The sequence below is a fragment of the Gluconacetobacter tumulicola genome, from assembly GCF_014174215.1.
In the GTDB taxonomy this organism is placed as follows: Bacteria; Pseudomonadota; Alphaproteobacteria; order Acetobacterales; family Acetobacteraceae; genus Gluconacetobacter; species Gluconacetobacter tumulicola.
The window spans coordinates 40,985-53,374 of the sequence record NZ_JABEQL010000028.1; the positions used below are offsets into that span (position 1 = coordinate 40,985).

Annotated in this window: 15 protein-coding genes; 8 read left to right on the forward strand and 7 right to left on the reverse strand. The window is 66.4% G+C overall.

All coding sequences use genetic code 11. The annotated features are described in order from the left end of the window. The first annotated feature begins 106 nt into the window (after nucleotides 1-106). Both dinB and HLH29_RS16000 read left to right on the forward strand, forming a co-directional pair. Nucleotides 107-1,213 carry a DNA polymerase IV gene (dinB, locus tag HLH29_RS15995; RefSeq protein WP_182968380.1) on the forward strand — a complete coding sequence of 369 codons (1,107 nt, stop codon included), beginning with the start codon at nucleotides 107-109 and terminating at the stop codon, nucleotides 1,211-1,213. A 100-nt stretch (nucleotides 1,214-1,313) separates the two neighbouring features. Further along, on the forward strand, nucleotides 1,314-2,240 hold the full coding sequence (locus tag HLH29_RS16000; RefSeq protein ID WP_182968381.1) for a 2-hydroxyacid dehydrogenase: 927 nt from the start codon (nucleotides 1,314-1,316) through the stop codon (nucleotides 2,238-2,240). A 21-nt stretch (nucleotides 2,241-2,261) separates the two neighbouring features. On the opposite strand, the gene HLH29_RS16005 is transcribed toward HLH29_RS16000, so the two are convergent. Together HLH29_RS16005 and HLH29_RS16010 are read right to left on the reverse strand one after the other, a co-directional pair. Further along, a complete protein-coding gene (locus HLH29_RS16005; RefSeq protein WP_182968382.1) occupies nucleotides 2,262-2,675 on the reverse strand; it encodes a hypothetical protein in 414 nt (137 codons plus the stop codon). Between the two features lie 224 nt (nucleotides 2,676-2,899). Continuing rightward, nucleotides 2,900-3,052, reverse strand: a complete 153-nt coding sequence (locus tag HLH29_RS16010) for a hypothetical protein (protein ID WP_182968383.1) — start codon at nucleotides 3,050-3,052, stop codon at nucleotides 2,900-2,902. 323 nt (nucleotides 3,053-3,375) lie between these two features. On the opposite strand from HLH29_RS16010, the gene HLH29_RS16015 reads away from it, so the two are divergent. Continuing rightward, complete coding sequence (locus HLH29_RS16015; RefSeq protein WP_246374318.1) at nucleotides 3,376-4,302, forward strand: lysophospholipid acyltransferase family protein; 927 nt, start codon at nucleotides 3,376-3,378, stop codon at nucleotides 4,300-4,302. A 70-nt stretch (nucleotides 4,303-4,372) separates the two neighbouring features. Here HLH29_RS16015 and HLH29_RS16020 read toward each other — a convergent pair whose 3' ends face one another. Then, nucleotides 4,373-4,600 (reverse strand): hypothetical protein, encoded by a 228-nt coding sequence (locus HLH29_RS16020; protein WP_182968385.1) that lies wholly within the window; start codon nucleotides 4,598-4,600, stop codon nucleotides 4,373-4,375. A 317-nt stretch (nucleotides 4,601-4,917) separates the two neighbouring features. Here HLH29_RS16020 and HLH29_RS19940 point away from each other — a divergent pair, with 317 nt between their 5' ends. Both HLH29_RS19940 and HLH29_RS16025 read left to right on the forward strand, forming a co-directional pair. Continuing rightward, nucleotides 4,918-5,052, forward strand: coding sequence for a hypothetical protein (locus tag HLH29_RS19940; protein ID WP_275943759.1), 135 nt, complete (start codon nucleotides 4,918-4,920; stop codon nucleotides 5,050-5,052). A gap of 93 nt (nucleotides 5,053-5,145) precedes the next feature. Then, the gene (locus tag HLH29_RS16025) at nucleotides 5,146-5,571 is read left to right on the forward strand and encodes a CHRD domain-containing protein (RefSeq protein ID WP_182968386.1); all 426 of its coding nucleotides are present in this window, start codon (nucleotides 5,146-5,148) and stop codon (nucleotides 5,569-5,571) included. Between the two features lie 27 nt (nucleotides 5,572-5,598). Here HLH29_RS16025 and HLH29_RS16030 read toward each other — a convergent pair whose 3' ends face one another. From HLH29_RS16030 to cobT, 4 genes are all read right to left on the reverse strand, one after another. Further along, nucleotides 5,599-5,931 carry an SMR family transporter gene (locus HLH29_RS16030; RefSeq protein ID WP_182968387.1) on the reverse strand — a complete coding sequence of 111 codons (333 nt, stop codon included), beginning with the start codon at nucleotides 5,929-5,931 and terminating at the stop codon, nucleotides 5,599-5,601. 110 nt (nucleotides 5,932-6,041) lie between these two features. After that, nucleotides 6,042-6,191, reverse strand: coding sequence for a hypothetical protein (locus HLH29_RS16035; RefSeq protein WP_182968388.1), 150 nt, complete (start codon nucleotides 6,189-6,191; stop codon nucleotides 6,042-6,044). 194 nt (nucleotides 6,192-6,385) lie between these two features. Beyond that, the gene (gene cobS / locus HLH29_RS16040; RefSeq protein WP_182968389.1) at nucleotides 6,386-7,150 is read right to left on the reverse strand and encodes an adenosylcobinamide-GDP ribazoletransferase; all 765 of its coding nucleotides are present in this window, start codon (nucleotides 7,148-7,150) and stop codon (nucleotides 6,386-6,388) included. Beyond that, entirely contained in the window at nucleotides 7,147-8,145 is a 999-nt protein-coding gene (gene cobT, locus HLH29_RS16045) for a nicotinate-nucleotide--dimethylbenzimidazole phosphoribosyltransferase (protein ID WP_246374319.1), read from the reverse strand. Before cobT ends, cobS begins: the two co-directional genes overlap by 4 nt. A 95-nt stretch (nucleotides 8,146-8,240) precedes the next feature. Here cobT and cobU point away from each other — a divergent pair, with 95 nt between their 5' ends. From cobU to fumC, 3 genes are all read left to right on the forward strand, one after another. Continuing rightward, entirely contained in the window at nucleotides 8,241-8,774 is a 534-nt protein-coding gene (cobU, locus tag HLH29_RS16050; RefSeq protein ID WP_246374320.1) for a bifunctional adenosylcobinamide kinase/adenosylcobinamide-phosphate guanylyltransferase, read from the forward strand. Nucleotides 8,775-9,539: 765 nt separating this feature from the next. Beyond that, entirely contained in the window at nucleotides 9,540-10,481 is a 942-nt protein-coding gene (locus HLH29_RS16055; RefSeq protein WP_182968392.1) for a hypothetical protein, read from the forward strand. Nucleotides 10,482-10,812: 331 nt separating this feature from the next. Next, the gene (gene fumC / locus HLH29_RS16060; protein ID WP_182968393.1) at nucleotides 10,813-12,261 is read left to right on the forward strand and encodes a class II fumarate hydratase; all 1,449 of its coding nucleotides are present in this window, start codon (nucleotides 10,813-10,815) and stop codon (nucleotides 12,259-12,261) included. The last annotated feature ends 129 nt before the right edge of the window (nucleotides 12,262-12,390 follow it).

A 12,390-nucleotide genomic window follows, 5' to 3' on the forward strand; every position in this document is an offset into this window, starting at 1 on the left:
TGTTTTGCAACAAGAACTGAGCCTGACGCTTCCGCTCCGGCCGCGTGCCGGGGCGGCCCCCAGGGCAGCCCCCAGGGTAGCTTCCGGCCCGCACGGCTGAACGGACATGGTGCGGCAGGAAGTGGGGGAGGCTGTCATCCGGCGGATCATCCATGTCGACATGGATGCCTTCTATGCGTCGGTCGAGCAGCGGGACGACCCGGCCTTGCGGGGCCGGCCGGTGGCCGTTGGGGGCAGCCGGCAGCGTGGGGTGGTCGCCGCCGCCAGTTACGAGGCGCGGCAATATGGTGTGCGCTCGGCCATGCCCTCGGTCACCGCGCGGCGCAAATGCCCCGAACTGCTCTTCGTGCCGCCGCGTTTTGATGTCTATCGGGCGGTTTCGGCCCAGATCCATGCCATTTTCGTCCGCTATACGAAGCTGATCCAGCCGCTTTCGCTCGACGAAGCCTATCTGGATGTCACCGTGCCGCTGGTCGCGCAGTCCTCCGCCACCGCGATCGCTGAGGAAATCCGGGCTGCGATCCGGGCGGAGACCGGGCTGACGGCATCGGCCGGCGTGTCCTACAACAAGTTTCTCGCCAAGCTGGCATCGGACCACCGCAAGCCCGACGGGCTGTATGTCATCACGCCGCGCATGGGGCCGCGCTTTGTCGAGAGCCTGCCGGTCGAACGCTTTCACGGCATCGGCCCGGCCACGGCGGCGCGCATGCATGCGCTGGGCATTCGCACCGGCCTGGACCTGCGGGAGTGGGACATGGAGCGTCTGGCGCGCCATTTCGGCCGTGCCGCCGCGTTCTACCACGGCATTGCGCGCGGGCTGGACGAGCGGCCGGTCGAACCCGACCGCAAGCGCAAATCTATCGGCGCCGAACGCACGATGGAGCAGGATATCCATCATTGGGACCAGGCGTTGGCGGTGTTGGACGCGCTGGTCGACCGGGTGTGGGAAGTCAGCGGCAGGCGCGGGCTGAGCGGGCGCACGGTGACGGTGAAGATCCGCTATGCCGATTTCCGCCATACCGGCCGGGCCCGTTCGCTTCCCTCTCCGATATCCTCCCGTGCCGACCTGCGGGAGATTGCGACGGGGCTGATGCGTCCGTTCTTTCCACCTGAAAGGGGAGTGCGTCTGCTGGGGGTGACGCTGTCCAGCCTCGACAGTCAGGAGGCCGCCGCGTCCGGCACGCAATTCGCCCTGGAACTGGAGACGCCGTGACCATAGCGGAGACGCTTGCCGGGAAAGGGGAAGGGAGCCCATAACATCATGGGCTTCCGGCGCTGATGTCCCGGCCGGGCTCATCGCGGGATGGAATGAAATGGCGTTGCTTGTCAGAACTTCACCCGACCGGGCGGCGGCCTGGCGTACGGCGCTGCATCAGGCGGCCCCCGATCTGGATGTGCGGCTGTGGCCCGAATGCGGCGACCCGGCGGAGATCACCGCGCTGCTGACCTGGAAGGCTCCGCCCGATCTGGTACAGCGTTTTCCGAATCTGCGGGTCGTCTTCTCGGAAGGTGCCGGGGTGGACCAGTTCCTGTCGCTGGATCTGCCGGAGCCTGTCAGTCTGGTGCGGATCGTCGATCCGGCGCTGACCGGGATGATGGTGGAATACGGCACCTGGGCGACGCTGGCCCTGCATCGGCAGATCCCGGCCTATCGCCGCCAGCAATCTGCGCATGAATGGACGCGCCTGCCGCATACGCTGGCCCGCGACCGGCGGGTCGGGGTGTTGGGGCTGGGCGTGCTGGGGCGCGCTTTGCTGGAACGCCTGCAACTATTCGCATTCGATTGCGCCGGATGGAGCCGGGGGGCACATGCGCTCGACGGTGTCACATGCTTTGCCGGCGCCGAGGGGCTTCAGCCCTTCCTGGCGCGGACCGATATCCTGATCTGCCTGCTGCCGTTGACCGAGGAGACCAGGGATATTCTCTGCTCCGCCCATTTCAACGCCATGCCGCGCGGGGCGGCGCTGGTGAATTGCGGGCGTGGCGGCCATCTGGTGGAGCAGGATCTGCTCGATGTCCTGGCGAGCGGTCAATTGTCCCACGCGATCCTGGACGTTACGGCGCGGGAGCCGCTGCCCGTGGATCATCCGTTCTGGGACCATCCCGGCGTCACCATCACACCGCATGTGGCCAGCGATACGACCCCGGCCAGCGCCGCTGCACAGGTCATCGAGAACCTGCAGCGGCTGCAACGGGGCGAAGTGCCGGTGGGGCTCGTCGATCGCCGACGCGGCTACTGAGACCCTGTTTGAAACAGCCTCTTATCGGCGCACCGGGTCTTCGCCATGGCAGCCGGTGTGGCCGAAGCGGTTGAAACGCTGTCGGGTACTGTGCCGCCGGACCGCGAGGGGCAGTTCGGTGGTCAGGACCGCCAGGGTCTCATCCTCGCTCCAGGCCGTCTCGCGGGTGATGGCGACCAGCATCTCCGCAGGGAGCAGGAGGCGGGTCGTCATCTTGTCGATCGGCATCGGGGTGTCGGTCATGCCCCAGGAGCGGACCACGTCGTATAACCCTATATCGGCTGCCCGATGCAGCAGGGCCTCGTAGCCATTGCGCGGTTCGCCGCCGGTCAGGAGGGCCTCAAGATAGGCCGCCCATTCCGGTGGCCCTGCTGGCGGGGAGGGGGCGGATGCTCGCTCGGAGCCACCGGCCACGCCTGAATATGCTGTCGTCATGGACAATCTCCCTTCTTCCCATCTTCCTCTCCGGGAGGGGTCGACCGCCGGCTTCGCGAAATGACGGCAATGCGAGAGGGGGCGGTGACCCAGTCTCTGACATGGGGATCGACGGGAGCCCCGCGCAGGGGGCAGGACATCACGAACGTGGGATGTTCGGCATGCGTCGGGCGCAGGGAGCGATATTTCCGCGGGCCCGCTCCCTGGTCCCCAGCCGGTCGCGTTCAGTGCGAATTCGTGTGACCGGAAGATGGCGGGTCACTCGCGGGGAAACTGTCTTTCAGTTCCTCGTCCAGATTGGCTTCCTCCTGCTCGGTGGGGGGATGCGGTTTCTTTTTTTCCGGGTTGGGCGGCGTCGGTTTCGTGTCGTTCGACATGATGACCCTCCGTATTGCGTGTGCCCCTATTGGCGCGTCCACGTCGTTTCAACGCGGGATCGCCGGGGTTGTTTGCAGATCTGTCGGCCATGTGATGAAGGGCGGGCTGGCGGCCCTTCATTGACATGGCGGCCGATTGGTGATGCATGACCGCTGTCAGGCGGCCCCGAGTGGGGCTTTTTTGATGCAGGCTCCCAACCCGGTTATGATCGGTTCATGAAGTTCGTTCCTCGCCGTATCCTGTATCACCCTGTTTCCGATCGGGCCCCCTGTCCATGAGCGCGCGCCGGCCAGCACCGACCCGGGGTCTTGCGAGGCCCGACATGTCCTGCACCGACGTCCAGAGCCCCCCGGTCCCGACGGGCAGCCGCCTGTCGGCGCGTCTGCGGGCGACCGCACGCCTGCTGGCGATCGCGGTCTGGGTCCCGACATCGGTCTCGTTCGAGGCCCTGCTGCTGCTGGTGCCCGGCACGGCGAAGATCCGCTGGACGCGCGTGATCTGGGGCGTGCTGTGCCGGCTGCTCTCGATGGATATTCGCGTGATCGGCACCCGGGCCGGCACGGTAGGCGGCGCGCGCGCGCGCGCGCGCGGCGAACGTCCGGTGATCTATGTGTCAAACCATTGCTCCTGGCTGGACGTGCCGGTTCTGGGCACGGTCCTGCCATCGGTGTTCGTGGCCAAGGGCGATATCGGCGCCTGGCCGATCATGGGCACCGTCTCGCGCATTGGACGGACGATCTTTGTCAGCCGGCAGCGCAGCACGACCGGCCGCGAGCGTGACGAAATGGTCAGCCGCCTGATCGGGGGCGACAATCTGGTCCTGTTCCCCGAAGGGACGTCGTCGGACGGGATGCGTGTGCTGCCCTTCATGTCGGCCTTCTTCGCCATCGCCAAGATGCCGCCGCGGCGCAAGGGAGCCGAGACCGACCTGCCGCTGCTGACCTACGCGCCCGGCATGGCGCCGCTGATCCAGCCCGTATCGCTGGTCTATGACCGGCTGGACGGGCTGAACGTCAATCGTCATCGCCGGCCCGTCTTTTCCTGGTATGGCGACATGGATCTGGCACCGCATGTCTGGCAGCTGGCGCAGTGGCGCTCGATGCGTGCCAGCGTGATCCTGCACCCGCCGCTCGATCCCGATGCCTTCCCCAGCCGCAAGGCGCTGGCCCAGGCGGCCTGGAACGCGGTGGCGGAAGGGGCGGCGATGCTGCGCCGCAATGCCGAGGACGCCGGCCCACATACGCCTTAAGAGGCTGGAAGGCGCGTTGGCGGCGATCCGACGCGCGTTTCCTGTATCCGGACCTTGCGGTCGAACGGCATCAGCGGCGCGCGTGTCGTCTGGCACGGGGATGGTCGGGCCATTCCATCAGGACATTTTCCACGGCCTGCGGGTCGGTGCGGTCGGCTTCGGCGAACAGATCGTCGGCGCGGGCCTGATCGCCTTCGTCCTCGGCCTTCAGGGCGGCTTCGGCCAGGCGGCGTGCCTGTTCGTGCTTGCCGGCGTCGGCGTCGGTCGGGCGGTCGTCATAATCGGCAAAGCGGGACATGGCTGGGATTTCCTTGTGCTGCCACCGCCATGATGTGTGGTGGCGGCAGGAGGCTGTCCAGCCCTTCGGCAAAGGGACAGGAGGCAGCATGGCGGCGCAACCTTATGCCGTTATCGGACGTTGGGGCGTTGTTACCCGCGCGTCTTATTAAGTTAACGGGAATATCTGTTCGCGCGCGTATAGTAACGCGGATGGACCCGGTTCGCCCCGTGTGGACGGCGACCCATGCTGAAAAAAAGCCTGCCTCTTGCCATGATTCGAGCACAGGAGGCGGTCATTGCAGACACGATCGGATTGGTTTTCATCAGGAGGGCATAATGGTCTATCTGGGAATGATGAGCCTGGCGTCGGTTCTGCTCGTTGCCTGTGGCATTCAGCTCGCGCGATTTGTCGATACGCGGATTGATCCGGATCTGTCGGCCCTGAACCGATCGGCTGGTCTGGATATCTGACTGTCGGCATGATGCCCCGGACCGGACGCGCGGACCAGCGCCGCGTCCGGCGGGTTCGTGTTCAACCTGTCTGTTTCAATGGAGATCGGGATCATGCGTTGTTCCCTGCTGTTCGGCGGCCTGCTGTTGGCCGCGCCGATCGCGTCATCCATCGCCGTGGCCGAGGGGCGAACCCTTCAGGTGACGGGCGCGTTCGTACCGGTGGCCGGCGCGAACGATCACCCGACGGGAATCGTGACGGGCACCTTGAACGAAAAACGGAATATGGTGACCTATCGCATCACATGGCGCGGACTGAGCGGCGCCGTCGTTGCGGCCCATTTCCATGGTCCGGCCGATCCGGGCCAGGATGCCGGCGTGCTGGCGCCGATTCAGGGACCCTATACCAGCCCGCTCAGTGGCGCGGTGGTCCTGACGCCGGAGCAGGTCAAGGAGCTGCGGGTGGGCCGTGTCTATGTCAACCTGCATACCGCCGCCCGCCCGGATGGCGAGGCGCGGGCCCAGTTGCAGGTTCATTGACGGTCACCTGCCGGCCAGCTGGACCGGTTAGTGCCCGGTGGTGCGGGAGAACAGGTTGATGACGGCGACCCCCAGTATGATCAGCGCCATGCCGGCCAATGCCGGGGCGTCGAGGCGCTGTTTCAGCCAGATCCAGTTGATGGTGGATATCAGCACGATGCCTGCGCCCGACCAGATGGCGTAGGCGACGCCTGTCGGCATCACCCGCAAGGTCAGCGACAGGAAGAAGAACGCCACCCCGTACCCGCCGAAGGTCAGCAGCGTGGGCAATGGCCGGGTAAACTGGGCCGTATATTTCAGGAACGATGTCGCAAAGACCTCGGCGATGATGGCCGTGGCGAGATACAGATAGGCCGTCACGTGTCACACGGGTCCTCGGTCGGGTTCCGGCGGGTTCCGGTGTGCGGATCATGCCTGAACCGGAACCCGTTTGGAAAGCTGTGCCGTCGCCCTGGCCCTTCCCCGTTATTTCAGTGGGGAGGGATAATCGTCGGGGAGACCAGGATGCTGACGATGATCGCGGCGACCAGCACGGCCACCACGATAACGCCGCCGATGACCTGCCGGGTCTTGCTCGCGGCATCTTCGCCGGGGATTCCGGCCAGGCGTTTATTGTCCATGACCTGTTTTCCTTCCAACAGAATCCTGGCGCGCGGATTGCGTGCGCCGTGCAGCCTGTCTGGAAATACAAGCCGGATCGTCACCGGCGCGCATCTGGCAATCAGGCTCTGAGAAGGATCTGGTGCGGCCGGATACCGGCACAAGCAGGGGGAAGGGCGATCATGCGTATGTGATGGGCCCGTCTGGTTGCCGGTCAGGCCGGCGCGGCGGCGATGCTCAGCAGGGTCAGGATGCAGCATTCGACGCCGATGGCGGTGGCACCCAGGACGTCGCCCGTCAGGCCGCCGATCTGCTGTCGCGCCAGGCGCCCGAGCAGGATGGCTGCCAGCGCCGCGGCGCCGCAGGATTGAAGTGCCCTGCCGACCGGCAGCAGCGCCAGCGTGGCCGCCAGGGGGATCAGCAGGCAGGCTGCCAGTGCCGGGCGCGGGATGCCGGGCAGCGTGGCGGCCAGCCCGTCCTGCCGGGCCGGCTTCATGGTCGCGGACAGGCCGGCCATCGCGGCCCGCCCCAGCCCGCCGGCGAGGGCCATCGCGATGGCAGGGTGGGGGGCGGCGGCGGCCGCGGTCACCCGGATCAGCAGGGCCATGCCCAAGGCCAGGGCACCGTAACTGCCGATCCGGCTGTCGCGCATGATCGCCAGCTTCCGTTCCCGGTCCCGGCCGCCGCCGAAACCGTCGGCCGTGTCTGCCAGTCCGTCCTCATGCAGGCCGCCGGTCAGCAGGATCTGCAGTGCCACCGCCCATGCGGCGGCCAGGTGGCGGTCCAGCCCCACCGACGCCAGACCGCCCAGCACCAGGCCGCCCATGGCCCCCAACACCAGGCCCACCAGCGGCCATGTCCATACCGAACGGCCCAGATCCATCCCGGCAGCATCCGTGGACAGCCAGCCCACGGGCAGCCGCGTCAGCAGGCCGATACCGGCCGCCAGATCGGCACGGCACCGAGCCGGCCAGATCATGTCCGCTCGCTGACGCCCGCGTCGGCGAAGCTGGCCATGCCGGTGTGGCAGGCCAGCGCCGCCCGCAGCAGCGGCACGGCAAGCGCGGCACCCGAGGCTTCGCCCAGCCGCAGGCCGAGATCCAGCAGCGGGTCCAGGCCCATAAAACCTGCCAGCGCGTGATGGGCGGCCTCGGCCGAGCGGTGCGACAGGCTGGTGTGGGTCAATCCCATCGGGTTCAGCCGCCGGAGCGGTGCCGCGGCGGCGCTGCAGACGAAACCATCGAGCAGGACCGGAATGCGCCGATGTCGCGCCGCCAGCACCGCGCCCATGATGCCCGCCATCTCATAGCCACCCAGGGTTTGCGCGGCCACCAGCGGGTCGTCGCAGCATGTGGCGTGACGCGCCAGGGCGATGTCGATGATCGCGGCCTTGTGCGCCACCCCGTCCGCATCCAGTCCGGCGCCACGGCCCGCCCAGTCGCGGCCAGTGCCGCCGAACAGCGCCGCCGCCAGCGCGGCGGCGGCCGTCGTGTTGCCGATTCCCATTTCGCCCAGGCACAGCAGGTCGGTATTGGCATCGACCGCCGCGTAACCGGCCGTGACAGCATCCAGAAAGGCCGGAATGGTCATGGCAGGGGCGAGGGTGAAATCCTCGGTCGGTGCCAGATCCGCCATCGGTATGACGGTCAGGGTGGCGTCCGCGATGCGGGCAAGCTGGTTGATCGCGGCCCCGCCGGCGGAAAAATTGCCGACCATCTGGGCGGTGACGCTGGCGGGCCAGGGGGAGACACCCTGCCGAACGACCCCGTGATTCCCGGCGAAGATCACGATCCGCACGCGTTCCAGGCTCGGCGTTGCGCGCCCCTGCCACGCTCCCAGCCATGCAACGAGCTCTTCCAGACGGCCAAGGCTGCCGGCCGGCTTCGTCAATATGGCCTCGCGCGCCGCGATGGCCTGCGAAGCCGCGTGGTCGGGTGGCGGCAGATCGACGCATGCGGCGTGCAGGTCGGCCATGCTTGAAAAAATCGTGGTGGCTTGGGGATGGACTTGCATGGTGGTTCTTGTGTGGCGTTATGCGCCTGGGTGCAAGACATAAGGAGATGAACAGGATGACATCGGTGGAAACGGAGGCGCGCACGGAGTGTACGCTGGTGCTGGGTGGTGTTCGCTCGGGAAAGAGCCGGCATGCCGAGCAACTGGTCATGGCCGCGCCGGCACCCTGGATCTATATCGCCACCGCCCGCGCATGGGACGAGGAAATGCAAGCGCGGATCGAGCGGCATCGGGAGGAGCGTGCCGTCGGCTGGCAGACGGTCGAAGAGCCTCTGGGCCTCGCGGGCGCGCTCGAGGAAGCCGGACCGGCGCCGGTGCTGGTGGATTGCCTGACCCTGTGGTTGACCAATCTGCTGCTGGCGGAACGCGATATCGCGTCCGAGACGGGTGCTGTGTTGCGGGTGTTGGCACGACGGTCGGCTCCGACCGTTCTGGTAAGCAATGAGGTGGGGCTGGGTATTGTGCCGGAGACGCCGCTGGGCAGGCGCTTTCGGGATGAAGCCGGATGGCTGAACCAGGCCGTGGCGTGCGCGGCGCGGCGGGTCGTCTTCATGGTGGCCGGACTGCCGATGATCGTGAAAGCCGGGTGAACGGGAAAGATGGAGCACGACATGCCGTCTTCGAACGGGTCACGATCGTGCATTCGACAGCCGCATGGCGGGCATGTCCCGATACGTGCCTTCCTGCTGACCGTTTTTTATCTGGCAGCCCATGGTGCGATTCTCCCGGAATCAGGGGGGCGATATGATCGCTTTCGCTTCGGGGAAGGGGACATCGCGCGATAGCCGGACCCATGACTCCAGCGATGGTACTCATGCCTGTTCGTTCGACGAATTTCGAAATCTCGCGGCTTGCGGGTTCTTCGGGGATCGGGCGGTCGGTCGGAGGGCCCGGGAAATCGCCAGACGGCATGGACGATTTCCCGTCTCACCCATCCCCGGTCGGTGCGACGCGGGAATCCGGTCTCCCTTCGCGGCCTCGGAGGCTGGCATATCGACTGTTGCGACGAACATGACGGAAGAACCGCGAAATTTTTCTACTTTTGCAAAATCGTTTAAATAATAAAGAAAAAATTGATTTCAATAGGTTGCATGTTCTGCTTCGGCGTGGCGCGTTTCGGCGTCCCGCAAGAAAAAACGAGGCTCGGTTAATGCTTTGACTTGACAGAGGCGGCCACAACGCCGAGATGATGCCGAAGAAGAAAGATATTTTTTACCCGACACCCAGGCAGGCCATCGACGATGGCGGGGAACGAAAACGGTCTTTCAGAATTCCGGTTTCCGATCACGCCGTCATGGCGCATCGGCTCCGGACGGACTGTCGGTCATCAAGACAAACGAAAGGTTGCACCCATAATGAGTGATGAGACGAAACCCACCCGGCGCCGGACGCCCCGCAAGGATGTCGAGACCGTGGTGACCGCGCCGCCGACGCCCGAGGCGACGCCTGCGAAGCGCGGCCGCGGGAAGACCAAGGTCGCCGCACCCAAGATTGAAACGGCCCCTGTCGCGCCGGCCCCCGTCGCGGCCAAGGCCGAGGAAAAGCCGGCACGTCGCGCGCGCGTTGCCAAGGCGGCCAAGGTGGCGGTCGAGCCCGTTGCTGCGCCGGTTCCGCCCGCGCCCGCGCGGCGTCGAGGAACGCCGCGCACGGCGCTGAAGGTCGGCCCCGTTTCGGAAGAAGCGGTGACGTCGCCCCGCAAACCCGCCAAGTCGGTTGCCGCGACGGCCAAGAAGCCGGCTGCCAAGGCCCGCACGACGCGCAAGGCGGCTGTCGTGGTGGCACCGGTGGTGCCTGCCAAGGCTCCGGCCCGTCGGAAGGAAGCGGTTGCCGTTGCGCCGGTCGAGCCCCCGAAGCGGGGTGCGAAGGCCCGTGCCGCCGTGGTCGTGGAAACGAAGCCGGCTTCGGTAAAAGCGCGCAAGACCACGACGAAGTCGGTCAAGGAAGCGCCGAAGCCCGAAGTGAAGGCGACCGCCGTGAAGGCCAAGGCGTCCGCTGGCCGGAAGGCCGCGCCGGAGGACGTCGCCAAGCCGGTGGCCAAGGCCCCCGCGAAGGTCGCCGTGAAGAAGGCCACGCCGAAGCCCGCCGCGAAGACCGTTGCCAAGGCCGGGAAGGTTCCGGCCAAGGCGCCGGCACCGGCCAAGAAGGCGGTTGCCGCCAAGGCCGCGCCGACGCCGCAGCGTGGAACCGGCCGCCGCATGGCGAAAGGGGATCGAACGGCGGTCGACGCATGGCGTGAAGCGCGCGAAGCGCGCAAGCAGGTGCGTCTGGCCCGTCTGGCAGCCGCACGCGGCCAGTAACGTCCGGCGCATCGCGCCGCAGGCGAACGAGCGTTGATTGGAAAGGGGGCGGCACGTCATGGACGTGCCGCCCTTTTTCTTTCTGGTGGTTTCGGGGGGGGGGGGGGCGTTCGGAGAGGGCGGGTTGGCGGGCCTTGCCCAGTGCAAACGACGCGCACTGACCCATGGGTTCCAAGACAGTCTCCGACAGGCGGGATGCTTGCGATTCATGCCGAATTGGTGATGGGGGATTCGGTGGACGGTGAGTCGGTCGGGGTGGCACCGTGCTGCGGACGGCTGGCCGGATATGCCGGTCGTGGCGACGTGATCTGACGTGACGGAGGATGACGACATGTCCGAATACCGACTGCATTCCGATCTGCCGATCGGCCTGAATGCGCAGGGCGAGCGGCAGGAGCATGACGCGCTGGGCGCGCTGCCGGTGCCGGCCGACCGCTATTGGGGGGCGCAGACGCAGCGCAGCCTGATTCATTTTTCGATCGGCACCGACCGCATGCCGCTGGAACTCTGCCGGGCTTATGGTCTGGTGAAGAAGGCGGCGGCGCTGGTGAACCAGGAGGCCGGGCGCCTGCCCGACTGGAAGGCTGCTGCCATCATGCAGGCGGCGGACGAGGTCGCGGACGGGCGGCTGGACGCGCATTTTCCATTGTTCGTCTGGCAGACCGGGTCAGGTACGCAGACCAACATGAACGTCAACGAGGTGATCGCCAATCGTGCGATCCAGTTGCTGGGTGGCGAGCCGGGAAGCCAGAAGCCGATTCACCCCAATGATGATGTCAATATGGGGCAGTCCAGCAACGACACTTTTCCCACTGCCATGCATGTGGCGACGGTGCGCGGGATCGATGCGGGCCTGCTGCCGGAACTGGACGCGCTGGCCGGGTTGATCGAGGCCCGGTCGCGCGAATGGCAGGATGTCGTGAAAATCGGCCGCACCCATTTGCAGGATGCGGTGCCGCTGACGGTCGGTCAGGAATGGTCGGGCTGGGCGCATCAGATTCGCGATGCCATGCGTGCCGTGCAGGCCGCGCGTGAAAGCGCGCTGGAGTTGGCGGCCGGCGGTACGGCGGTGGGAACCGGGCTGAACGCGCCGGCGGGTTTCGGGAAGGCGATCGCGGCCCGGCTGGCGGAACTGACCGGTGCTACGTTCGTGACCGCGCCCAATAAATTCGCAGCCCTCGCCGGGCTGGATGCGATGGTGCGCGTGTCGTCCGCCATTCGCGGATGCGCCGTGGTGCTGATGAAGATCGCCAACGACATGCGCTGGCTGGGCTCCGGCCCGCGATGCGGATTGGCGGAACTGTCCCTGCCGGCGAACGAGCCAGGATCGTCGATCATGCCGGGCAAGGTCAATCCGACCCAGTGCGAGGCCATGGTCATGATCTGTACCCAGATCCTGGGCAATGATGCCGCTGTTGCCTTTGCGGGCAGCCAGGGGCAATTCGAACTGAACGTGATGCGTCCGGTCGTGATCGCGAACGTGCTGCACTCCCTGCGTATACTGGCCGATGGCTGCCGGTCGTTCCGGACCTTCTCGGTGGAGGGGACGCAACTGAATCTCGAGCGGATTCGCCGCTATGTCGAAGGATCGGTGATGCTGGTGACGGCGCTGACGCCCGCCATCGGTTATGACCGGGCCTCGGCGATCGCGCATGACGCGATGGAGCATGATCTGTCGCTGCGCGAGGCGGCCTTGCGATCGGGGCTGGTGAATGCGGAAACGTTCGACCGCCTGGTGCGGCCGATCGATATGGTAGGCCACGGAGTAGCCGGCGCCTGAAAGCCTGACTGGAAATGGGCGCTGGTGGCGATCCGACGCGCGTTTCCTGTGCTCCGATGCTCATGTGTGGACGGCCCTGGGAAAGCAAGAGGGATCTGACTGATATGTGAGGATCGGAGCGATTGCGGT

Excerpts from the sequence above, each read along its gene's own strand:
- dinB (WP_182968380.1), top strand. The coding sequence starts at position 107 with ATGGTGCGGCAGGAAGTGGGGGAGGCTGTCATCCGGCGGATCATCCAT.
- HLH29_RS16020 (WP_182968385.1), bottom strand. The coding sequence starts at position 4,600 with ATGTCCCGCTTTGCCGATTATGACGACCGCCCGACCGACGCCGACGCC.
- HLH29_RS16025 (WP_182968386.1), top strand. The coding sequence starts at position 5,146 with ATGCGTTGTTCCCTGCTGTTCGGCGGCCTGCTGTTGGCCGCGCCGATC.
- HLH29_RS16000 (WP_182968381.1), top strand. The coding sequence starts at position 1,314 with ATGGCGTTGCTTGTCAGAACTTCACCCGACCGGGCGGCGGCCTGGCGT.
- cobT (WP_246374319.1), bottom strand. The coding sequence starts at position 8,145 with ATGGCCGACCTGCACGCCGCATGCGTCGATCTGCCGCCACCCGACCAC.
- cobU (WP_246374320.1), top strand. The coding sequence starts at position 8,241 with ATGACATCGGTGGAAACGGAGGCGCGCACGGAGTGTACGCTGGTGCTG.
- HLH29_RS16005 (WP_182968382.1), bottom strand. The coding sequence starts at position 2,675 with ATGACGACAGCATATTCAGGCGTGGCCGGTGGCTCCGAGCGAGCATCC.
- HLH29_RS16035 (WP_182968388.1), bottom strand. The coding sequence starts at position 6,191 with ATGGACAATAAACGCCTGGCCGGAATCCCCGGCGAAGATGCCGCGAGC.
- fumC (WP_182968393.1), top strand. The coding sequence starts at position 10,813 with ATGTCCGAATACCGACTGCATTCCGATCTGCCGATCGGCCTGAATGCG.
- HLH29_RS16055 (WP_182968392.1), top strand. The coding sequence starts at position 9,540 with ATGAGTGATGAGACGAAACCCACCCGGCGCCGGACGCCCCGCAAGGAT.
- HLH29_RS16010 (WP_182968383.1), bottom strand. The coding sequence starts at position 3,052 with ATGTCGAACGACACGAAACCGACGCCGCCCAACCCGGAAAAAAAGAAA.
- HLH29_RS19940 (WP_275943759.1), top strand. The coding sequence starts at position 4,918 with ATGGTCTATCTGGGAATGATGAGCCTGGCGTCGGTTCTGCTCGTTGCC.
- cobS (WP_182968389.1), bottom strand. The coding sequence starts at position 7,150 with ATGATCTGGCCGGCTCGGTGCCGTGCCGATCTGGCGGCCGGTATCGGC.
- HLH29_RS16015 (WP_246374318.1), top strand. The coding sequence starts at position 3,376 with ATGTCCTGCACCGACGTCCAGAGCCCCCCGGTCCCGACGGGCAGCCGC.